At 60.6% G+C, this 20,825-nt stretch carries 16 protein-coding genes; 15 read left to right on the top strand and 1 reads right to left on the bottom strand.

The genetic code is table 11. From position 1 onward, the window contains the following. Positions 1-66: 66 nt before the first annotated feature. The 6 genes from ccoG to LQ231_RS13235 all read left to right on the top strand — a co-directional run bounded on the left by ccoG (position 67) and on the right by LQ231_RS13235 (position 7,522). The gene (gene ccoG / locus LQ231_RS13260) at positions 67-1,647 is read left to right on the top strand and encodes a cytochrome c oxidase accessory protein CcoG (RefSeq protein ID WP_230171667.1); all 1,581 of its coding nucleotides are present in this window, start codon (positions 67-69) and stop codon (positions 1,645-1,647) included. Then, positions 1,644-2,132, top strand: coding sequence for a FixH family protein (locus LQ231_RS13255; RefSeq protein WP_230171666.1), 489 nt, complete (start codon positions 1,644-1,646; stop codon positions 2,130-2,132). Before ccoG ends, LQ231_RS13255 begins: the two co-directional genes overlap by 4 nt. 2 nt (positions 2,133-2,134) lie before the next feature. Continuing rightward, complete coding sequence (locus tag LQ231_RS13250; protein WP_230171665.1) at positions 2,135-4,444, top strand: cation-translocating P-type ATPase; 2,310 nt, start codon at positions 2,135-2,137, stop codon at positions 4,442-4,444. Continuing rightward, the gene (ccoS, locus tag LQ231_RS13245; RefSeq protein ID WP_113141482.1) at positions 4,441-4,596 is read left to right on the top strand and encodes a cbb3-type cytochrome oxidase assembly protein CcoS; all 156 of its coding nucleotides are present in this window, start codon (positions 4,441-4,443) and stop codon (positions 4,594-4,596) included. Before LQ231_RS13250 ends, ccoS begins: the two co-directional genes overlap by 4 nt. A 120-nt stretch (positions 4,597-4,716) precedes the next feature. Then, positions 4,717-6,135 (top strand): NADP-dependent phosphogluconate dehydrogenase, encoded by a 1,419-nt coding sequence (gene gndA, locus LQ231_RS13240; RefSeq protein WP_113142462.1) that lies wholly within the window; start codon positions 4,717-4,719, stop codon positions 6,133-6,135. 211 nt (positions 6,136-6,346) lie between these two features. Continuing rightward, a complete protein-coding gene (locus LQ231_RS13235; protein WP_230171664.1) occupies positions 6,347-7,522 on the top strand; it encodes a GGDEF domain-containing protein in 1,176 nt (391 codons plus the stop codon). A gap of 11 nt (positions 7,523-7,533) precedes the next feature. Here LQ231_RS13235 and LQ231_RS13230 read toward each other — a convergent pair whose 3' ends face one another. Next, positions 7,534-8,568, bottom strand: a complete 1,035-nt coding sequence (locus tag LQ231_RS13230) for a LacI family transcriptional regulator (protein WP_113141480.1) — start codon at positions 8,566-8,568, stop codon at positions 7,534-7,536. Between the two features lie 448 nt (positions 8,569-9,016). Here LQ231_RS13230 and LQ231_RS13225 point away from each other — a divergent pair, with 448 nt between their 5' ends. From LQ231_RS13225 to LQ231_RS13185, 9 genes are all read left to right on the top strand, one after another. Then, positions 9,017-10,249 (top strand): ABC transporter substrate-binding protein, encoded by a 1,233-nt coding sequence (locus LQ231_RS13225; protein ID WP_113141478.1) that lies wholly within the window; start codon positions 9,017-9,019, stop codon positions 10,247-10,249. 174 nt (positions 10,250-10,423) lie between these two features. Further along, entirely contained in the window at positions 10,424-11,326 is a 903-nt protein-coding gene (locus tag LQ231_RS13220; RefSeq protein WP_113141477.1) for a sugar ABC transporter permease, read from the top strand. Between the two features lie 37 nt (positions 11,327-11,363). Beyond that, the gene (locus LQ231_RS13215) at positions 11,364-12,284 is read left to right on the top strand and encodes a carbohydrate ABC transporter permease (RefSeq protein WP_113141476.1); all 921 of its coding nucleotides are present in this window, start codon (positions 11,364-11,366) and stop codon (positions 12,282-12,284) included. Positions 12,285-12,288: 4 nt separating this feature from the next. Next, positions 12,289-13,377 (top strand): ABC transporter ATP-binding protein, encoded by a 1,089-nt coding sequence (locus LQ231_RS13210; protein ID WP_230171663.1) that lies wholly within the window; start codon positions 12,289-12,291, stop codon positions 13,375-13,377. Between the two features lie 63 nt (positions 13,378-13,440). Further along, on the top strand, positions 13,441-15,897 hold the full coding sequence (locus LQ231_RS13205; protein ID WP_230171662.1) for a glycoside hydrolase family 2 protein: 2,457 nt from the start codon (positions 13,441-13,443) through the stop codon (positions 15,895-15,897). A 54-nt stretch (positions 15,898-15,951) separates the two neighbouring features. Further along, positions 15,952-16,713 (top strand): sugar phosphate isomerase/epimerase, encoded by a 762-nt coding sequence (locus LQ231_RS13200; RefSeq protein ID WP_230171661.1) that lies wholly within the window; start codon positions 15,952-15,954, stop codon positions 16,711-16,713. Between the two features lie 26 nt (positions 16,714-16,739). Then, positions 16,740-17,873 carry a Gfo/Idh/MocA family oxidoreductase gene (locus tag LQ231_RS13195; protein ID WP_230171660.1) on the top strand — a complete coding sequence of 378 codons (1,134 nt, stop codon included), beginning with the start codon at positions 16,740-16,742 and terminating at the stop codon, positions 17,871-17,873. Between the two features lie 33 nt (positions 17,874-17,906). After that, complete coding sequence (gene mgrA / locus LQ231_RS13190) at positions 17,907-18,959, top strand: L-glyceraldehyde 3-phosphate reductase (protein WP_230171659.1); 1,053 nt, start codon at positions 17,907-17,909, stop codon at positions 18,957-18,959. Between the two features lie 221 nt (positions 18,960-19,180). Further along, positions 19,181-20,791, top strand: a complete 1,611-nt coding sequence (locus LQ231_RS13185; protein WP_230171658.1) for a glycoside hydrolase family 43 protein — start codon at positions 19,181-19,183, stop codon at positions 20,789-20,791. Positions 20,792-20,825: the final 34 nt, after the last annotated feature.

The raw sequence follows: 20,825 nt of genomic DNA, 5'->3' as shown, positions 1-20,825 counted from the left end.
GTCAAGGCGGGTTGAACCACCAGATGGGACAAGCAAACATCAGAAACAGGTGCGGGTGCCACAAATATGCTTGCCGATCAGAAACAAGTCGCCAATGGCGGCGAGGTCGAGAGACACGAAGCTGAGGCGGTGATGTCGGCCAAGCTGCGCGGCCCGCTTTACGAGGCGCGCAAAAAGATCTTTCCCAAGCGCGCCGAGGGCCAGTTTCGCCGGTTCAAGTGGATCGTCATGGCGATCACGCTCGGCATCTACTACCTGACGCCCTGGTTGCGCTGGGATCGCGGTGCCTATGCACCGGACCAGGCGGTACTGATCGATCTCGCCCACCGGCGCTTCTATTTCTTCTTCATCGAGATCTGGCCGCAGGAATTCTTCTACGTCGCCGGCCTGCTGGTGATGGCCGGGTTCGGGCTGTTCCTGATCACCTCTGCGGTCGGTCGCGCCTGGTGCGGCTATACCTGTCCGCAGACGGTCTGGGTCGATCTGTTCCTCGTGGTCGAGCGCTTCATCGAGGGCGATCGCAACGCCCGGATCAAGCTGGAAAGTGCGCCCTGGAGCCTGTCGAAGATCTGGAAACGGGTTTCCAAGCATGCGATCTGGGTGCTGATCGGGGTGCTAACAGGGGGTGCCTGGATCTTCTATTTCGCCGACGCTCCGTCGCTTGCCATGGATTTTGTCGCTGGCCGCGCCGAGCCGGTTGCCTATATGACCGTCGCCGTGCTGACCGCCACGACCTATGTGTTCGGCGGCCTTATGCGCGAGCAGGTCTGCATCTACATGTGCCCCTGGCCACGTATCCAGGCGGCCATGCTCGACGAGAAATCGCTGGTCGTCACGTATAACGACTGGCGCGGCGAACCGCGTACACGCCACGCCAAGAAGGCGGCCGCCGCCGGCGAGCCGATCGGCGATTGCGTCGATTGCAATGCCTGCGTCGCCGTCTGTCCCATGGGCATCGATATCCGCGACGGACAGCAGTTGGAATGCATTACCTGCGCGCTTTGCATCGATGCCTGCGACGGCGTGATGGACAAGGTCGGCAAGCCGCGCGGGCTGATCGCCTATGCGACGCTCGAAGAATACCAGTCGAACATGGCACTGGCGACCAATGATGGTTTGACGGTGATCGAGCCGGCACGGGTGCGCAATCCGGATGGTTCGTTCAGCGACAAGGTCCGCCATTTCGACTGGCGGGTGATTTTCCGGCCGCGGACGCTGCTCTACATGTTTGTCTGGAGTGCCGTCGGCGTTGGTCTGGTCGTCACGCTGCTCGGTCGCGACCGCCTCGAACTCAATGTCCTGCATGACCGGAACCCGCAATATGTGCTGGAATCCGACGGCTCGATCCGCAACGGCTATACGATCCGGATTCTCAACATGATCGCCCAGCCGCGTGATATCATTGTTTCGCTGGACGGACTGCCCGACGCGGTGATGAAGATCAACGGCATCAACGAGGCACCGGGTCGGTCGTTCACCGTTTCGGTCGAACCGGACGAGGCGACCACTCTGAAAGTCTTCGTGACCATGCCGGGCGACAAGATCGCCAGCGATGCCGAGAATGTCCAGTTCATTGCCAAGGATACCGCAAGTACCGAGCAGGATACCTATACCGCTGTCTTCAATGCGCCGGGAGCGAAGAAATGAGCCAGAAAACGATCAAGACCTTCACTTTCACCGGATGGCATATGCTGGCTGCCATGGTGCTTTTCTTCGGCACGATCATCACCGTGAACTTTACCATGGCCTATTTTGCCACCTCCACCTGGAGCGGGCTGGTGGTGAAGAACACCTATGTCGCCAGCCAGCAGTTCAATGGCAAGACGACTGCCATCCGCGAGATGCTGGCCACCGGCATCAAGGGGCAGCTTGAGGTGGACGGCACGGTCATTCGCTACCGCTTGCGCCTTCCCGGCGAAAAGCCTGTCGTGGCCGACAGTGTGACGGCACATTTCAAGCGGCCTGTCGGCGAACATCAGGATTTCCAGTTGGCTCTGACACCGGCCGGCGACGGTCTCTATGTCGCAGAGCACGAGGTTCTGGCCGGCAACTGGATCGTCGAGATGATCGCCATTCAGGGCGGCAAGACCATCATGCATGAAGCCAATCGCATCGCGATTGCAGGAGAATAACCATGAGCTGCTGCGCGGCAGGAACAGAAGGTGCGCTCGATATCGAACGGGCAGGGCACGCCTTGCCCTCGGCCGAGGAAATGAAGATGTCGAGCCGCGCGGTTGGGCCGGGGCTTTTCCAGGTCGATCTGAGCGTCCCGGCCGTGCATTGCGGCACCTGCATCACGACGGTGGAACGTGCGCTCAAGGCTTTGCCGGAGGTCGAGCGGGCGCGGGTCAACCTGTCGACCAAGCGGGTCTCCATCGTCTGGCACGAGACGGTCGACGGTATCGAGACCGATCCGGTTCGGCTTGCCCGGGCAATCGCCGCCACCGGTTATGATTCGAACCTGTTCACGGCAGCGGAAGAAGCCTCCGATGCGCTGCGCAACCAGTTGATCCGGGCGGTTGCGGTATCGGGTTTCGCGGCGACCAATATCATGCTGCTATCGGTGTCGGTCTGGTCCGGCGCGGATGCCTCGACACGCGATCTGTTCCACTGGATCTCCGGTCTGATCGCCGCACCTGCGCTGATTTATGCCGGCCGGTTCTTCTATCAGTCGGCCTGGAATGCGCTGAAACACGGCCGCACCAATATGGACGTGCCAATCGCGATCGGCATCACGTTGTCCTATTTCGCATCGATCTGGGAGACGATCCATCACGGCGAACATGCCTATTTCGATGCCACGGCGTCGCTCTTGTTTTTCCTGCTGATCGGTCGCACGCTCGATCACATCATGCGCGACCGCGCGCGCTCGGCGATCAGCGGCCTGGCACGGCTCAGTCCGCGCGGTGCCATGGTGATCGATGCCAATGGAGCACGCGACTACCGGCCGGTGGAAGATATCCGTGTCGGTGACCATGTGGCGATTGCCGCCGGCGATCGTATTCCGGTCGATGGCCTGGTCATCGCCGGTGAGACCGACCTCGACATGTCGATCGTCAACGGTGAAAGCGCGCCCGTTTCCATTCGTCCGGGTGCTGCCGTCCAGGCCGGGACACTGAGCCTGACCGGTTCTCTGACGATCGAGGCCACGGCAACGGCGCAGAATTCCTTCCTGTCGGAAATCATCCATCTAATGGAGGCCGCCGAAGGGGGCAGGGCGCGTTACCGCCGCATCGCCGACAGGGCTGCGCGCTTCTACTCGCCGGCGGTTCATTTCCTGGCGATTGCCGCCTTCGTCTCCTGGGGCCTTTATGATGGCGACTGGAAGCATGCGATGATGGTGGCGATTGCCGTGCTGATCATCACCTGCCCCTGTGCGCTCGGCCTAGCCGTGCCGGTGGTCCAGGTTGTCGCGGCCGGCCGCCTGTTCAAGGCGGGCATCATGGTCAAGGACGGGTCAGCGATGGAGCGTCTGGCCGAAATCGACATGGTCGCCTTCGACAAGACCGGGACGCTGACGCTCGGGCGCCCGCGGCTAATCGATGGCAACCGGATCGATCCGGCTGTGTTTGCCATCGCGGCCGGGCTTGCCGCCCACTCACGTCATCCGCTGTCGCAGGCGCTGTGGAACGCCTATGGCGGCCAGCCGCTCGGCTTTTCCTCGGTTCGCGAAGTGCCGGGTTCTGGTGTCGAGGCCCGGAATACGTCCGGCCTATACCGGCTTGGCAACCGGCGCTTTGTCTGTGCCGATATGGCGGAGCAGGACGAGGCCAATGTCTATTCCGAGGTGGTACTCTCCCTGAACGGCGTTGAAATCGGCACCTTCCATTTCGAGGACATGCTGCGCCCGCGCGCCGAGGCCGCGATCCACAGCCTGAAGGTTTCCGGCCTGACGCTCGCCATCCTGTCCGGCGACCGCGCGCCGGTGGTAGCGCGGCTGGCGGCCCAGCTCGGCATCGAACGCTGGCGGGCCGAACTGTCGCCGCGGGATAAGGCCGAGGCCTGCGCGTTCGCAGCCGACAATGGGCACCGCCTGCTGATGGTCGGCGACGGCATCAATGATGCGCCGGCGCTGGCTGCCGCGCATGTGTCGATGGCGCCGGCAACGGCGGCCGATGTCGGACGCCAAGCCGCCGATTTCGTCTTCATGCGCGACGGTCTGGACGCCGTGCCGTTCGCCATCGAGGCATCGCGCCGCGCCGGTCGCCTGATCCGCGAGAATTTCGTGTTGGCGATCGGCTACAACGTGATTGCCGTGCCCATTGCGCTTCTCGGCTACGCCACGCCGTTGATCGCATCGATTGCCATGTCGACTTCGTCGCTGATCGTGGTCGCCAATGCCTTGCGCCTCAATCGCCTTACGATGAAAGCGGAGCTGGCGGTTGTCGGTGACACCCTGGCCAAAGCTCGCATTCCTGCGCCGAATGAGAGGCTTGCCGCATGAATATGCTGATTTTCCTCATACCGATCGCATTGTTCCTCGGCGGGCTCGGGCTCTATGCCTTCCTCTGGGCGCTGAAGAGCGGCCAGTATGAGGATCTCGACGGTGCAGCCTGGCGGGTGATCACCGACGATGACGATCATCCTGCGACATGATGACCATTAACATGATTACCGTAATCATCTTTACCGATTGATCAAATTCTGCCTTGCCGCTGACGCCGGAGAATGCGAGAAAAGCCCTCCTTAATCGATTTGCATGCGGAGGTCTTTGTCGTGCAGCAGGCGGAAATCGGACTGATCGGTCTCGGAGTCATGGGCTCCAATCTTGCGCTTAACATTGCCGAAAAGGGCAATCGTATCGCGGTCTTCAACCGGACGACGGCACGTACCGACGAGTTCCTCGGCGAGGCTGGTCCTCTGGCCGACCGGATCATCGGGTGCCATACGATCGAAGAATTCGTTGCCGCGATCCGCCCGCCACGGCCGATCATCATCATGATCAAGGCCGGCGAGGCCGTTGACCAGCAGATCGATGCGCTGATGCCGTATCTGTCGAAGAACGACATCATGATCGACGCCGGCAATGCCAATTTCCGCGACACGGTCGCGCGTTTCGCCCGTCTGGATACCACCGACTTCACCTTCATCGGCATGGGTGTCTCCGGCGGTGAAGAGGGCGCGCGTCATGGCCCGTCGATCATGGTCGGCGGTACTGAAGAAAGCTGGAAGCGCGTCGAGCCGGTGCTGACCTCGATTGCCGCAAAATATGACAACGACCCGTGCGTCGCCTGGCTCGGCACCGATGGCGCCGGTCACTTCGTCAAGACGATCCACAACGGTATCGAATATGCCGACATGCAGATGATCGCCGAAATCTACGGCATCCTGCGCGACGGTCTCGGCAAGAAGGCCGGCGAAATCGGCAATATGTTCGGTGCCTGGAACAAGGGCCGCCTGAATTCCTACCTGATCGAGATCACCGAGAAGGTGCTGGCTGCCGCCGACCCGGAAAGCGGCGCGCCGATCGTCGACGTGATCCTCGACAAGGCCGGACAGAAGGGCACGGGCAAGTGGTCGGTCATCGAAGCCCAGCAGATGGGCATTCCGGCAACCGCGATCGAAGCCGCCGTTGCCGCCCGCAGCCTGTCTTCCGTCAAGGAAGAACGCGAAGCGGCGCAGAAGATCTTCGGCAACCCGGCCCGTGTGTTCAAGCTTGAGGGTGGCGCGATCGAGACCGATCTCGAGCTGGCGCTGTTTGCCGCCAAGATCGCGGCATATGCCCAGGGTTTTGCCGTGATGTCGGCAGCGTCGAAGGAATTCAACTGGTCGCTGCCGATGCCGACGATTGCCAAAATCTGGCGTGCCGGCTGCATCATCCGCTCGCAGTTCCTCGACGAGATCACCCAGGCCTTCACCGCCAATCCCGATGCGGCCAACCTGATCGTCACGCCGGCGTTTTCGGCCATGGTCAAGCAGAGCCTGCCATCGCTGCGTCGCGTCGTCGCCGCTGCCGTCACCGCCGGCCTGCCGGTTCCGGCACTTGCCTCAGCGTTGACCTATTTCGATGCCTATGCCCAGGCACGCGGCACGGCCAACCTGATCCAGGCACAGCGCGACTTCTTCGGTGCCCATGGCTTCGACCGCATTGATGGCAAGGACATTCACCACGGTCCCTGGGGCAGCGGCGCCTGAGCCTTCTGGTCTGTTCTATGCTAGTCTGAGGCCCGGGTAACCGGGCCTTTTTGCTATCGAGACCAGCGTGGCAGTTGTAGCGCATAGCTGCCATGCATTTTATGGGGGCAATATGCGCCTCACCATTATGTCGCGGTTAACCGCCGGCTCATACGGTTCCACAAGCTGCCGACGTGGGGGTCTTCAGCGGAACTGATCGAGTGTGCATTCCGTGACCGCAATTCACCTTCCGACCATCATGCTTGGCTCGTTTGCCGCGCTCCTGGTTTTCAGCGTCTTCTTTGCGCTGGACTGGGTTCGCGATCGGCATCGCTTCGAGCTGTTGATGTGGTCGATGTCGTTTTTTTCGGCGGCGATCGGTTTCATATTGCTCGCCCAGCGAACGGGCAGCTACAGCTTCCTGACCATTTCGCTCGGCAACAGTCTGGCATTGTCGGGGCTTGCTTTCGTCTGGGTGGGATTGCGATTGTTCGACGGGCGGCGGCTGCACATTGCTGCTGCCTTCGTCGGACCGATGTTGTGGATCGTGCTCACGGCGGGGTTTGCCGAAATCGGCAACAGCGTCAACATTCGTCTCTGCATCTATTCCATACTGGTCGCGGTCTATTCGATGCTGATCGCCTGGGAGGTCTGGAGAGACAAGGTGGGTGAGACGCTGCCAAGCCGTCTCGTCGTCGCCATCTGGTTCTTCCTGCACGGGGCGATCTATCTGCTCAGAATTCCGTTTTCCTTTGTCTGGCCGGTCGTTGCCGGTGGCGATACCCGCGTCTTGCAACCGTTCTGGTATAGCATCATCACTTTCGAACTGTTCGTGCACATCATCGTCGGTGGGTTTTCCTTCTTCGTGCTGATGAAGGAGAGGATGCAATGGGAGCACAAGCAGGCGGCGGAAACCGATGCACTGACGGGTCTTGCCAATCGACGGGCCTTCTTCTCAAGGCTCGACCGGCTGACGTCGGAGGACCTTGGCCGGGGCGCGTTGCTGTACATGGACCTCGATCACTTCAAGCGTATCAATGACCAACACGGTCATGCCGCGGGAGATATGGTTCTGTCCTCGTTCAGCGCGCTGTTGTCACGCGAAGCGCCTGAGGGCTGTGCGGTCTCTCGCCTGGGCGGCGAAGAGTTCGCTGCTTTCCTGCCCAATACCGGCGAGGTCGATGCCTTGGCCTTTGGCAATCGCCTGCGCTGGGTGCTCGGTCAGGCGCGTTTCAAGGTCGACGACGGCGAGATCTCGGTCTCGGTCAGTATTGGCATTGCCAGCGGATGCGCCTTGACGTCGGATGAATTGCTCAAGCGCGCCGATCGCGCACTCTACCGGTCGAAAGCCGGCGGTCGCGACCGCGTCACCCTGTGGACACCGGAAGCGATGGCGCTGCCTGCCTGAGGCATTGCACCTCAATCGCCCCAGATCGGCTGGCTGACGCTCTGCAGCAATTGCGGCTCAACGCCGTCGATCCGGGCGATGACCGCCTTGGCGAGTTCGCGACCGGACTGGCGCACGTCCTCATAGGCGGTAATGATTTCCGGGCGGATCCAACTGAGGATCGGCGTGCCCTGCTTGGAAACAAGATCAAGCTCGCGTCCGACATGTTTGCCTGCCGCCTCGATGCCGGCATTGGCGGCAATTGCCGCGCTGCCCGATGCCGTGATCAGTCCATCCGGGGCATCGGTCGCGCGCATCAACCGTTCGACGGCGTTGCGAATGTCGGCCAGCGATGCATCGATGTTGATGTTGAGCGGAACCTCTTCTGCGCCAAAATCCCTCAGGCCGCGCTGAAAACCATTTTTGGTGTGTTCGCTATAGGTCAGTTTGTTCGGCGGCGGCAAAAGTGCAATGCGCCTGCGTCCTTTTTTCACCAGGCGCTCCACTGCACCATAGGCAAATGCCTCGTTGTCGAAATCGTGAAATGGGTGCAACTCGCCCATGTTCGTCCGGCCGTGGGTGGCGAACGGCATGTTCTGCTCGATCAACAATTGCACGCGGGCATCTTCAGGTTCCGTGCGCGAAATGATCACGCCATCGGCCGATCCGGTCTCGAGAATGTAGCGCACCGGCAGCATGGGATCCTTGGTATGGGCATGCGGGGTGACGACGATGTGATAGGGCGTGCCGGACAGGACTTCGGAAATACCGACCACCATCTGGTTGGAAAAGCCGAGGATTTCTTCATCGATGCCGAGCACCAGCGCAATGACATTGGTCTTGCCCGTGCGCAGGCGGACACCGGCCCGGTTCGGCTGGTAACCGAGTTGCCGCGCCACCATGCGGACCCGCTCCTTGGTCTCCGCACCGATGTCGGGCGCATCTTTCAACGCTCTCGAAACGGTTGTGATGCCAAGGCCGGTCATGAAGGCGATCGTCTTGAGCGTAGGTCGCTCCTTGGTCGCCGTCGCGCGGTCAATGATCCCGCGCCCTTGCTGCTCTGTCATGGTGCCCCTGCCATTCGTGTAAGCCTTGCTTATAGTTGCCTTTTTAAAGGCTGCAAACACGCCGGACCGCGCCTCTCACAGGTCCGGTGGATGCGAAATCTGTAACGATACAGTTGCTTTGTCGAGCGGATTCTTACGGGTCGCCGTCCCTGGCTGCAACCTGTGCATGAAGATGATCATAATCCCATTCGAAACACAGGTTTTCCGGTTGAAATTGCTGCAAAGCACATAAAAAGCTCTCAAATTCGGCATTTATGAATGAAATCATAGCAAATACCTCTATTGCTTCGCAGCATATGGTATGCTCAAAGCGCCTTAAGATCAGAGTGACAAGTGCATCTTTTGATTGAATAATGCGTAAAAATATAAATTTCATGTTCTTGTGGTTGCGCCCTCATATCGTTTCGCATAGATTTTTCCGGCAACGTTTCAGTGAGGGAGGAGACTCATGAATTTTCGTAGCTTCGCGGCAGCTTTGGCCGTAACCGTCGTCATGCCGTTCGCGGCTCATGCAACAGATCTCGAAGTCACCCATTGGTGGACATCCGGCGGTGAAGCCGCGGCGGTCGCCGAACTTGCCAAGGCTTTCGACGCCACCGGCAACAAATGGGTTGATGGTGCAATCGCCGGATCCGGCGGCACCGCGCGTCCGATCATGGTCAGCCGCATCACCGGTGGCGACCCCATGGCCGCCACGCAGTTCAACCATGGTCGTCAGGCAGAAGAATTGGCCCAGTCCGGCCTGCTGCGCGACCTGACCGATGTCGCAACCAAGGAAGGCTGGAAGGACATCATCAAGCCGGCCAGCCTGCTGGAATCCTGCACCATCGACGGCAAGATCTACTGCGCCCCGGTCAATATCCATTCCTGGCAGTGGCTGTGGCTCTCGAATGCCGCCTTCAAGACAGCTGGTGTCGAGGTGCCGAAGAACTGGGACGAGTTCGTCGCAGCCGCTCCGGCACTTGAAAAGGCTGGCATCATTCCGCTCGCCGTTGGCGGTCAGCCGTGGCAGTCCGCCGGTGCCTTCGACGTTCTGCTCGTCGCCATTGCCGGCAAGGATACTTTCGAGAAGGTGTTCAAGGACAAGGATGCCGAGGTCGCAGCCGGTCCGGATATCGCCAAGGTGTTCAAGGCTGCCGACGATGCCCGTCGCATGTCGAAGGGCTCCAACGTGCAGGACTGGAACCAGGCCACCAATCTGGTGATCACCGGCAAGGCCGGCGGACAGATCATGGGCGACTGGGCGCAGGGTGAATTTGCTCTGGCCGGCCAGACCGCCGGTACGGACTACACCTGCCTGCCGGGTCTCGGTGTCAACGAGATCATCTCGACCGGCGGTGATGCCTTCTACTTCCCGCTGCTCAAGGACGAGGAGCAGTCCAAGGCACAGGAAGTCCTGGCCTCGACCCTGCTCGCGCCGGCAACACAGGTTGCGTTCAACCTGAAGAAAGGCTCGCTGCCGGTTCGCGGCGACGTCGATCTGGCCGCTGCCAACGACTGCATGAAGAAGGGCCTTGAGATCCTTGCCAAGGGCAATGTCATCCAGGGTACCGACCAGCTGCTGTCGCCGGACAGCCAGAAACAGAAGGAAGACCTGTTCTCCGAATTCTTTGCCAATGCATCGATGACGCCGGAAGACGCGCAGAAGCGTTTCGCCGAAATCATCGCCGCTGCAGACTGAGCAAGGGCGGTTGACGATATCCGGTCGGGTTCGAAGGAGCCCGGCCGGTGATCTGCCAACTCCGGTAGAGGTAGCGTGACCATTGTGTTCGGCATACCGGCAGGGCCAAGAGCTCAGCGGTTTGCGTCTGGTTGTCTCGTAAAGCCCCGTACCGTGCAACAGGAGGACTGACCCATGACGGGCCACGCGCACGCCGGTCGACCCAATAAACTGTTCCGCAATCTCAATTCCAAGATTGCTTCGATCCCGATGATTCTCACCGCCCTGGTGATCTTCCTCGGAGGAACCATCTGGACGGTGGTTTACTCCTTCACCAATTCCAAACTTCTACCGCGCCTGCAGTTTGTCGGTCTCGACCAGTACGATCGCCTGTGGGATGCGCCGCGCTGGATCATGTCGATCCAAAATCTGGCGATCTATGGTCTTCTGTCGCTGATCTTCAGCCTGGTGATCGGTTTTCTGCTTGCCGCGTTGATGGACCAGAAGATCCGCTTCGAAAACACCTTCCGCACCATTTTTCTCTATCCATTCGCCCTGTCCTTCATTGTGACCGGCCTCGTCTGGCAGTGGATCCTCAATCCCGATTTCGGCGTCCAGTCGATCGTGCGAAGCCTGGGATGGACAACGTTCACCTTCAACCCGCTCTATGATTCCGAAATCGTCATCTACGGCATCCTGATTGCCGGCCTCTGGCAGGGAACGGGTCTCGTCATGTGCCTGCTGCTGGCTGGCCTGCGCGGCATCGATGAGGATATCTGGAAAGCGTCGCGCGTCGACGGCATCCCGGTCTGGAAGACCTATTTCTTCATCATCATCCCGATGATGCGTCCCGTGTTCATCACCACGCTGGTGATCATCACCAGCGGCATCGTGCGGCTCTATGACCTCGTCGTGGCCCAGACCAGCGGCGGTCCGGGCATCGCCTCGGAAGTGCCGGCCAAATACGTCTACGACTACATGTTCCAGGCGCAGAACCTTGGCCAGGGCTTTGCCGCGTCGACGATGATGCTGCTCACGGTGGCGATCGTCATCATTCCCTGGGCCTATCTGGAATTCGGAGGAAAGAAGCGTGGCTAATTCGGCTTCCCCCAATCATCCCACTGTCTCCGCTGCAATGCCGATTCCGGCTGGAACCGGTCCGATCGGTCGCCTCGGCCCGGGGCCAAGCGGTGCCAAGCCGCGCCGCACCTTTTCCGGCCGCAACATCATGCTTTACGGCGCGCTGATCTTCTTTGCGCTGTATTACCTCCTGCCGCTCTACGTGATGATCGTCACGTCGCTGAAGGGCATGCCGGAAATCCGCATGGGCAATATCTTTTCGCCGCCCATGGAAATCACCTTCGAACCCTGGGTCAAGGCCTGGGCGACGGCCTGCACCGGCCTCAATTGCGATGGCCTGTCGCGTGGCTTCTGGAATTCGGTGCGGATCACCGTGCCGTCGACCTTGATCTCGATCCTGATCGCCTCGGTCAACGGCTATGCACTGGCCAACTGGCGCTTCAAGGGTGCGGACCTGTTCTTCACCATCCTGATCGTCGGCGCCTTCATTCCCTACCAGGTGATGATCTATCCGATCGTTATCGTGCTGCGCGAACTCGGCATCTACGGCACGCTGACCGGCCTGATCATCGTGCATACGATCTTCGGCATGCCGATCCTGACGCTGCTGTTTCGCAACTACTTCACCTCGCTGCCGGAAGAGCTGTTCAAGGCCGCGCGTATCGACGGGGCAGGGTTCTGGCAGATTTATCTCAGGATCATGCTGCCGATGTCGCTGCCGATCTTCGTCGTCGCGATGATCCTGCAGATCACCGGTATCTGGAACGACTTCCTGTTCGGCGTCGTCTTCACCCGTCCGGAATATTACCCGATGACGGTCCAGCTCAACAACATCGTCAACTCCGTCCAGGGCGTGAAGGAATACAACGTCAACATGGCCGCCACGCTGCTCACCGGCGCGGTGCCGCTGTTCGTCTATTTCGTGTCGGGACGTCTCTTTGTCCGCGGCATCGCCGCCGGCGCAGTCAAGGGTTAATCACATGTCGCATAGTGTATCGATCAGAGACCTCTCCCTGAGCTTCGGCGCCGTCAAGGTGCTGCAGAACCTCGACCTCGACATCGGCGATGGTGAGTTCCTCGTCCTGCTCGGCTCATCCGGCTGCGGCAAGTCCACGCTGCTCAACTGCATCGCCGGCCTGCTGGAGCCGACCGAGGGGCAGATCTTCATCAAGGGCAAGAACGTCACCTGGGAAGAACCGAAGGACCGCGGCATCGGCATGGTGTTCCAGTCCTATGCGCTCTATCCGCAGATGACAGTCGAGAAGAACCTGTCCTTCGGCCTGCAGGTTGCCAAGATGCCGAAGGCGGATATCGACAAGCGCGTGCAGCGCGCGTCCGATATCCTGCAGATCGGGCCGCTGTTGAAGCGCAAGCCGTCGGAACTGTCAGGCGGCCAGCGCCAGCGCGTGGCGATCGGCCGGGCGCTCGTGCGTGACGTCGACGTCTTCCTGTTCGACGAGCCGCTGTCCAACCTCGACGCCAAACTGCGCTCGGAACTGCGCGTCGAAATCAAGCGTCTGCACCAGAACCTGAAGAACACGATGATCTACGTCACCCATGACCAGATCGAGGCTCTGACGCTGGCCGATCGGATCGCGATCATGAAGAACGGCGAAATCCAGCAGCTCGCCGATCCGAACACGATCTACAATCAGCCGCGCAACCTGTTCGTTGCCGGCTTCATCGGCTCGCCGTCGATGAATTTCCTGCATGGCGAAATCAAGGAGCAGGGTGGCCAGCCGTTCTTCAAGACCCATGATGTCCTGTTCTCATTAGCTGGCTACCGGTCAACCGAGACATTGATTTCCGGCCGCAAGGTGGTGCTTGGCGTGCGTCCCGAACATGTCAAGGTCGACGAGGAAAGCGGCATCACCGAGTTTCACGAGGCGGTTGTCGATATCGAAGAACCGATGGGCGCCGACAACCTGTTGTGGCTCAAGCATGCCGGGCACACGATGTCGGTCAGGATTGGAGGCACGCGGCGTTATGCGCCGGGTGCGCGCGTGCGCCTGAGCTTCGACATGGCGGTGGCTTCGCTGTTCGATGCACAAACGGAAGAGCGCATCTGAGCGCCTTCCTCCAAGCGTCCCGGTTTGCGCCGGGACGTGCGTCTCAGTTCAGGATCAGACATCATGCAGACTTTAAGCGGCGACATCATCGATCTTCACGGCGAATGGCAGCTCGCGTCCGTCGATGGCGAACATTCGGCTCCGATCGAATTGCCGGGCGACGTGCATTCGGCGCTAGTCGCTGCCGGCATCATTCCGGACCCCTATGCCGGCCGCAACGAAGAGGTCGTCCAGTGGGTCGCAGAGCGTGACTGGTCGGTCGAGCGCAGCTTCGTTGTTCCTGACGCATCGGGCAGCTGGTATCTCGACATCGACTATCTCGACACGGTCGCCGTCGTCTTCGTCAACGACGTGCCGGTGTTGTCGGCCGACAATTGTTTTCGTCGCTACCGGCCGGACATCTCGGCCGCCCTCCAGCCCGGCGAGAACCGCATCCGCATCGTCTTTCACTCGAGCATAGCAGCCGGCGCCGAGCGCCAGGCACGCCAGCCGTTCTATGTGCCGTATCAGAAAGGAAACTCACCGATTCCGAACGGCAATATGCTGCGCAAGCCGCAATGCCATTTCGGCTGGGACTGGAATATTGCGATTGCACCGCTCGGCGTCTATGGCACGGTGTCGGTGAAAAAGCTCGATCCGGCCCGGATCGAGCATGTCGAGACCGAGCAGCTGCACCATGCCGACGGTCGCGTCGATCTCAAGGTGACCGCCACGATCCATTCGGTCGAGCCGGCCGTGGTGCCGGTGCATTTTATCCTGGACGGCGAGAAGGTCCGGCTCGATGTCGGCATCAATGCCGGTGAGACCAAGGTAGTCTATGTCTTCGAAATCGACAACCCGCGGCTCTGGTGGCCGGCCGGCAATGGTGAGCAGGCGCTCTATACGCTCACCGTCGACATTCCGACCGAGACGGTCACCCGCCAGATCGGCCTGCGTACCGTCGAACTGATCACCGATCCGGACGCCGCCGGCAGCCGGTTTGCGCTGAAAGTCAACGGCCGCGAGATCTTCTGCCGGGGCGCAAACTGGATCCCTTCCGATGCGCTCTATTCGCTGAGCTCGGTTGCCAAGACCGAGGACCTGCTCAATTCCGCCGTCGATGCTAACATGAACATGATCCGCATTTGGGGCGGTGGTTTCTACGAGCAGAACTGGTTCTACGATCTCTGTGACCGGAAGGGTCTGATGGTCTGGCAGGATTTCATGTTCGCCTGCAATCTCTATCCCTGCAGCGACGACTTCCTCGCCAATGTTGCCCACGAAGTCGATTATCAGGTCCGCCGGCTCGCCTCGCATCCGTCGATCGTGCTCTGGTGCGGCGACAATGAACTGGTCGGCGCACTGACCTGGTTCGAGGAATCGGTGAAGAACCGCGACCGTTATCTGGTCGCCTATGACCGGCTCAATCGGGTCATCGAACAGGGGGTGCGCAAGGCCTTCCCGCAAGCCATCTGGTGGCCGTCGAGCCCGGCGTCGGGTTATCTCGACTATAATGATGCCTGGCATGCCGACGGCTCAGGTGACATGCACTACTGGTCCGTCTGGCACGAGAACAAGAGCTTCGACAACTATCGCCGTGTCCGCCCGCGCTTCTGCTCGGAATTCGGCTTCCAGTCCTATACCTCGCTGCCGGTGATCGAGAGCTTCGCCGACAAGGCCGACATGAACATCGCCTCGCCGGTGATCGAGCTTCACCAGAAGAATGCCGGTGGCAATGAGCGGATCGCCGGCACGATGTTCCGCTATTTCCGGTTTCCCAAGGATTTCGCCAATTTCGTCTATCTCAGCCAGATCCAGCAGGGACTGGCGATCAAGACGGCCGTTGATTTCTGGCGATCGCTGAAGCCGCATTGCATGGGCACGCTCTACTGGCAGCTGAACGACACGTGGCCGGTGGCCTCGTGGTCGAGCCTCGACTATGGCGGCAGCTGGAAGGCTCTGCATTACATGGCAAAGCGGTTCTTCCAGCCGGTCGCTGTGGCGGCAATCCCGTCAGAAGACGGCACTTCGCTGACGCTCACCATGGTCAATGACACGCTCGACCCGGTGACCATCGATGCGAACCTGTTTTCACTTGCGCTCGACGGCAAGCGCAGTCCGCTGAAAAGCGTGCAGGGCGATTGCAGCCCGGATCGCGCCGAGGTGCTGCTGACACTCGATACCACGGAAATCCCAGTCGATGGACTGCTCGCCTGGGAATTCACCGCGTCGAACGGCATGCGCGGCGAGGGGCATTTCATTAGCGGCACCTATAAATCGCTCGACCTGATGCCGCCGAAGCTCTCGGCCAAGGTCACAGCACTTGGCGATGGCGCGTTCGAGATTTCGGCCTCGGCCGAAGGGCTTGCCCTGTTCGTGATGATCGAAAGTGCCACGCCTGGTCGCTACAGCGACAATGCCTTCGATCTATCAGCCGGCGAAAACAGGCGGATCGTCTTCACGCCGTCTTCGCCGCTTGAGCCCGGCGCTCTGCCAGACTTTCGCATCTATGATCTCTATTCCTGCCAAGCGGCGGACTGAAACACCAAGGACACAGACCCGGCTCCTGACCGGGCAGCATGAGGAAGAAACACCATGACGAAACTCGGCTTCCAGCTTTACAGCGCCCGCAATTTCCAGCCGTTCAGCGATATCCTGCCCAAGCTCGCCGCGGCCGGTTACAGTGCCGTCGAAGGCTATGGCGCCATGTATGCAGCGCTCGACGATGCCGGTCTCGATGCGTTGAAATCGGATCTCGACAAGAATGGTCTTACGATGCCGACGGCGCATTTCGGTCTCGACATGATCGAAGGCGATCCGGCCAAGGTGATCAGGATTGCCAAGGCGCTCGGCATCGAGGCTGTCTATTGCCCGTATCTTCTGCCCGACCAGCGCCCGAGCGACGCATCCGGCTGGTTTGCCTTCGGTCAGCGCCTGCAGGCGGCCGGCAAGCCGATCCGTGATGCCGGCCTGATCTTCGGCTGGCACAATCACGATTTCGAATTCGCCACGCTTGAGGACGATTCCACGCCGCAGGAGCAGATCCTGGCCGGCGGTCCGGAGCTCGACTGGGAAGCCGACATCGCCTGGGTGATCCGCGGCCATGCGGACCCGTTCGCCTGGATCGAAAGCTACGGCAAGCGTATCAGCGCCGTGCATGTCAAGGATATCGCACCGGCCGGTGAAAATACCGACGAGGATGGCTGGGCCGATGTCGGCCACGGCACCGTCGACTGGAAGGGACTGATGGCCGCACTGCAAGGCACCAAGGTCAAGTATTTCGTCGTCGAGCATGACAATCCGAAGGATATCGACCGTCTGATTTCCCGCTCGATTACCTCTTTCAACGCCTACTGATCCCATTTCAAAGCAGGACATTTCCCATGGCACGCGAACTCGGCGTCGGCATCATCGGATGCGGCAATATCTCCACCACCTACTTCTCGCTGGCACCGCTCTTCCGGGGGCTGAAAGTGCTGGCTTGCAGCGATCTGAACATGAACGCGGCGGAACTCCGGGCCGACGAATACGGCGTCAAGGCGCAGACGCTCGACGAGCTTCTCGCCAATGACGAGCTCGACCTCATCGTCAACCTGACCATCCCGGATGCACACTACGGCGTGTCGAAGCGCATTCTTGAAGCCGGCAAACACGTCTACTCGGAAAAGCCGCTGGTGCTCACGCTCGAACAAGGTGAGGACCTGCGCCGGATCGCGCGCGACAAGGGTCTCTGGGTCGGCTGCGCACCGGACACGTTCCTCGGCGGTTCGCACCAGCTGGCGCGCGCCCATATCGAAAAGGGCGGCATCGGCCGGGTCACGTCCGGTACCTGCCATGTGATGAGCCCGGGTATGGAAATGTGGCACCCCAATCCCGACTTCTTCTTCCTGCCCGGCGGCGGCCCGGTCCTCGACCTCGGCCCCTACTATATCGCCAACCTCGTCAACCTGATCGGTCCGGTCAAGCGGGTTGCGGCCCTGACCTCGATGGCCAGCGAAACGCGCACCATCACCAGCCAACCGCGCGCTGGCGAAACCATCCCGGTCAAGACGCCGACGAATATCCATGCGCTGCTGGAATTCGAAAACGGTGCGACGATCACGCTCTCGGCGAGCTGGGATGTCTGGTCGCATCGCCACGCCAATATGGAACTCTACGGCACAGAAGGCTCGATCTACGTGCCGGATCCGAATTTCTTCGGCGGTGCGGTCGAAGCGTCCGGGCGCGACAAGAATATCCAGCCGCTCGAGGTCTGGGATCATCCGTTCGGCGTCAACAACCAGGAGAGCCCGCAGGGACCGCGTGCCAACTATCGCACCGCTGGCCTTGCCGACATGGCGATCGCCATCCTCGAAGGCCGCGATGCGCGTTGCTCGCTCGACAGGGCGCTGCATGGTGTGGACGTGATGACCTCGATCCTGAAGTCCGGCGAGACGGGAGAATTCGTAACATTGACCACGACATGTACCCAACCGGCCGCACTCGGGATAGAAGAGGCGCAGGCACTGCTTCGTTGAAGCAGTTTGCCCTCAGTATTCCGGAGGATAGACATGAACTGGACCCCAGCCGAAGACCGCTATGAGCGGATGACCTACAACCGTTGCGGCAAGAGCGGCCTCAAGCTGCCGGCGATTTCGCTCGGTCTGTGGCACAATTTCGGCGATGACACGCCACATCAGACCAAGCAGGCAATTTGCCGCAAGGCGTTCGACCTGGGCATTACCCATTTCGATCTCGCCAATAACTATGGTCCACCGCCCGGTTCGGCGGAAACCGCATTCGGTGACATCCTGCGCACCGATTTCCGAGGGCTGCGCGACGAGATGATCATCTCGTCCAAGGCCGGCTACAACATGTGGCCAGGCCCTTACGGCGAATGGGGCAGCCGCAAATATGTGATCGCGTCCTGCGACCAGAGCCTGAAGCGCATGGGGCTCGACTATGTCGATATCTTCTACTCCCATCGTTTCGATCCCGACACACCGCTGGAAGAAACCTGCGGTGCGCTCGATCACATCGTCCGCTCGGGCAGGGCGCAATATGTCGGTATCTCGTCCTATAATTCGAAGCGCACCCGCGAAGCGTATGACATCCTGAAAAGCCTCGGCACGCCGCTGCTGATCCACCAGCCGAGTTATTCGATGATCAACCGCTGGATCGAAGAGGATGGTCTGGTCGATACGCTGGAGGAACTTGGCGTCGGCTCGATCGTGTTCTCGCCGCTCGCCCAGGGCATGCTGACGGCGAAATATCTCGGCGGCGTTCCCGAAGGTAGCCGTGCGGCGCAGGATAAGTCGCTCAATCCCGACTTCCTCACCGAGCGCAATATCGAGAACATCCGCGGCCTCAACCGCATTGCCGAACGCCGTGGCCAGACATTGGCCCAGATGGCGCTCGCCTGGGTTCTGCGTGGCGGCCATATCACCACGGCGCTGATCGGTGCGTCGAAGCCGAGCCAGGTGGAGGATTGCGTCAAGGCGATCGAGAAACCCGATTTTACCGCCGAGGAACTGGCGGAAATCGATGTCTTTGCCAAGGACGCCGACATCAACCTGTGGGCAGCGTCGGCGGAACGCAAGGGGCCGGCGCGGAAGAAGAAGTAGGGGCTGAGGGCTGGGTTACCCCCCTCTGGCCTGTCGGCCATCTCCCCCACAAGGGGGGAGATCGAACCCACGCCGGCGGTAGCGTGCTTGGGCGTGTGACATGGGGAATGAAGACCCTGAGTAAAGGACGTCGCAGCGCCGGCGAATAATCTCCCCCTTGTGGGGGAGATGTCGGCGTCGCCGACAGAGGGGGGTATTTCCCGCACATGGAGGAGACAAACATGATCCACAACCCCATCCTGCCCGGCTTCAATCCGGACCCGTCCTTCGTCAGGGTGGGGGAGGACTACTATATCGCGACCTCGACCTTCGAATGGTATCCGGGCGTGCAGATCCACCATTCGCGCGATCTGGCCAACTGGACGCTGGTGTCGCGCCCGCTGAACCGGGCAAGTCAGCTCGACATGCGCGGCAATCCGGACAGCGGCGGCGTCTGGGCACCGTGCCTGTCTCATGCGGACGGTCTGTTCTGGCTGGTCTATACCGATGTGAAGCGCTTCGAAGGCAGCTTCAAGGATGCGCATAACTATATCGTCACGTCACCAACGATCGAGGGTCCCTGGTCCGATCCGGTCTATATCAACTCGTCGGGTTTTGATCCGTCGCTGTTCCATGACGACGATGGCCGCAAGTGGTTCGTCAATATGCAGTGGAACCACCGGCCAAAGGCCAGCAACACGATCGGCAGACATCCGGCCTTCGATGGTATCCTGCTGCAGGAGTGGGATGCGAAGACGAAGAGCCTTGTCGGCCCGATCCGCAACATCTTTGCCGGCAGCCCGCTCGGGTTGGTCGAGGCACCGCATCTGTTCAAGCGCAATGGCTGGTATTACCTGACGACGGCCGAAGGTGGCACCGGTTACGAGCATGCCGTCACCATGGCCCGCTCGCGGACGATCGACGGCACTTATGAATTGCATCCGAACCAGTATCTGATCACGTCGAAGGACAATCCCGAGGCCGTGCTGCAGCGTTCGGGCCATGGTCAGTATGTCGAGACGCCGGAGGGCGACGTCTATCACACCCATCTGTGCGGCCGGCCGCTGGCGCCGAAACGGCGCTGCACGCTCGGACGCGAGACCGGCATCCAGAAATGCGTGTGGAAGGAGGACGGCTGGCTCTATCTCGAACAGGGCGGCGTCGTGCCGGCGGTCGAGGTTCAGGCGCTGAACGATGCGATGAAGGTGCCGGAGCCCATCGAGATCCTGCGGACCTTCGATTCCGCCGCGCTACCAAATGAGTTCCAGTGGCTGCGAACGCCTGAGCCGGAGCGGATCTTCACGCTGTCGGAACGGGCAGGGCATCTGCGGCTCTTCGGCCGCGAGGGCATCGGTTCGTGGTTCGAGCAGGCGCTGGTCGCGCGTCGGCAGGAGCATCACCGCTTCCGCGTCGAAACCCGCCTCGAATTTTCACCCGAGACCTACCAGCAGGTCGCCGGCATCACGCATTACTACAATCGCTACAAATTCCACGCCCTCGGTGTCTCGACTGACGAGGAAATAGGACGCTGCCTGATCGTGCTATCGGTTCCGGGGGACTATCCGGCCGGCAAACTGACCTTTCCGATCGGCCAGGGCATCGCGATTGGTGACGGTCCTGTCGACCTGGCGATGGAGGTCATCGACAACGACCTGCAATTCTTCTGGCGCTTGTCGGGAGATCCGGACTGGCAGGCGCTCGGGCCGGTTCTCGACGCAGGTGTCATCTCGGATGAAGGCGGCTTCGGCGAACATGGCTCCTTTACCGGGGCGTTCACCGGCATGTTCTGTTTCGACATCACCGGCGGGGCGAAGCCCGCCGACTTCGACCATTTTTTCTATCGCAGGCTGTGAAACCAACGTCGGTTCAATCCAGGTCGCAGGTCTT

It is taken from the genome of Rhizobium sp. CECT 9324 (assembly GCF_918741265.1).
Taxonomy (GTDB): domain Bacteria; phylum Pseudomonadota; class Alphaproteobacteria; order Rhizobiales; family Rhizobiaceae; genus Allorhizobium.
Note: the sequence above shows the minus strand (reverse complement) of the source record. Positions and strands in the feature narration are given on the sequence as shown.

Coding starts and splice junctions, on each gene's coding strand:
- ccoG (WP_230171667.1), top strand. CDS start 67: ATGCTTGCCGATCAGAAACAAGTCGCCAATGGCGGCGAGGTCGAGAGA.
- LQ231_RS13255 (WP_230171666.1), top strand. CDS start 1,644: ATGAGCCAGAAAACGATCAAGACCTTCACTTTCACCGGATGGCATATG.
- LQ231_RS13250 (WP_230171665.1), top strand. CDS start 2,135: ATGAGCTGCTGCGCGGCAGGAACAGAAGGTGCGCTCGATATCGAACGG.
- ccoS (WP_113141482.1), top strand. CDS start 4,441: ATGAATATGCTGATTTTCCTCATACCGATCGCATTGTTCCTCGGCGGG.
- LQ231_RS13230 (WP_113141480.1), bottom strand. CDS start 8,568: ATGACAGAGCAGCAAGGGCGCGGGATCATTGACCGCGCGACGGCGACC.
- LQ231_RS13225 (WP_113141478.1), top strand. CDS start 9,017: ATGAATTTTCGTAGCTTCGCGGCAGCTTTGGCCGTAACCGTCGTCATG.
- LQ231_RS13220 (WP_113141477.1), top strand. CDS start 10,424: ATGACGGGCCACGCGCACGCCGGTCGACCCAATAAACTGTTCCGCAAT.
- LQ231_RS13215 (WP_113141476.1), top strand. CDS start 11,364: ATGCCGATTCCGGCTGGAACCGGTCCGATCGGTCGCCTCGGCCCGGGG.
- LQ231_RS13210 (WP_230171663.1), top strand. CDS start 12,289: ATGTCGCATAGTGTATCGATCAGAGACCTCTCCCTGAGCTTCGGCGCC.
- LQ231_RS13205 (WP_230171662.1), top strand. CDS start 13,441: ATGCAGACTTTAAGCGGCGACATCATCGATCTTCACGGCGAATGGCAG.
- LQ231_RS13200 (WP_230171661.1), top strand. CDS start 15,952: ATGACGAAACTCGGCTTCCAGCTTTACAGCGCCCGCAATTTCCAGCCG.
- LQ231_RS13195 (WP_230171660.1), top strand. CDS start 16,740: ATGGCACGCGAACTCGGCGTCGGCATCATCGGATGCGGCAATATCTCC.
- mgrA (WP_230171659.1), top strand. CDS start 17,907: ATGAACTGGACCCCAGCCGAAGACCGCTATGAGCGGATGACCTACAAC.
- LQ231_RS13185 (WP_230171658.1), top strand. CDS start 19,181: ATGATCCACAACCCCATCCTGCCCGGCTTCAATCCGGACCCGTCCTTC.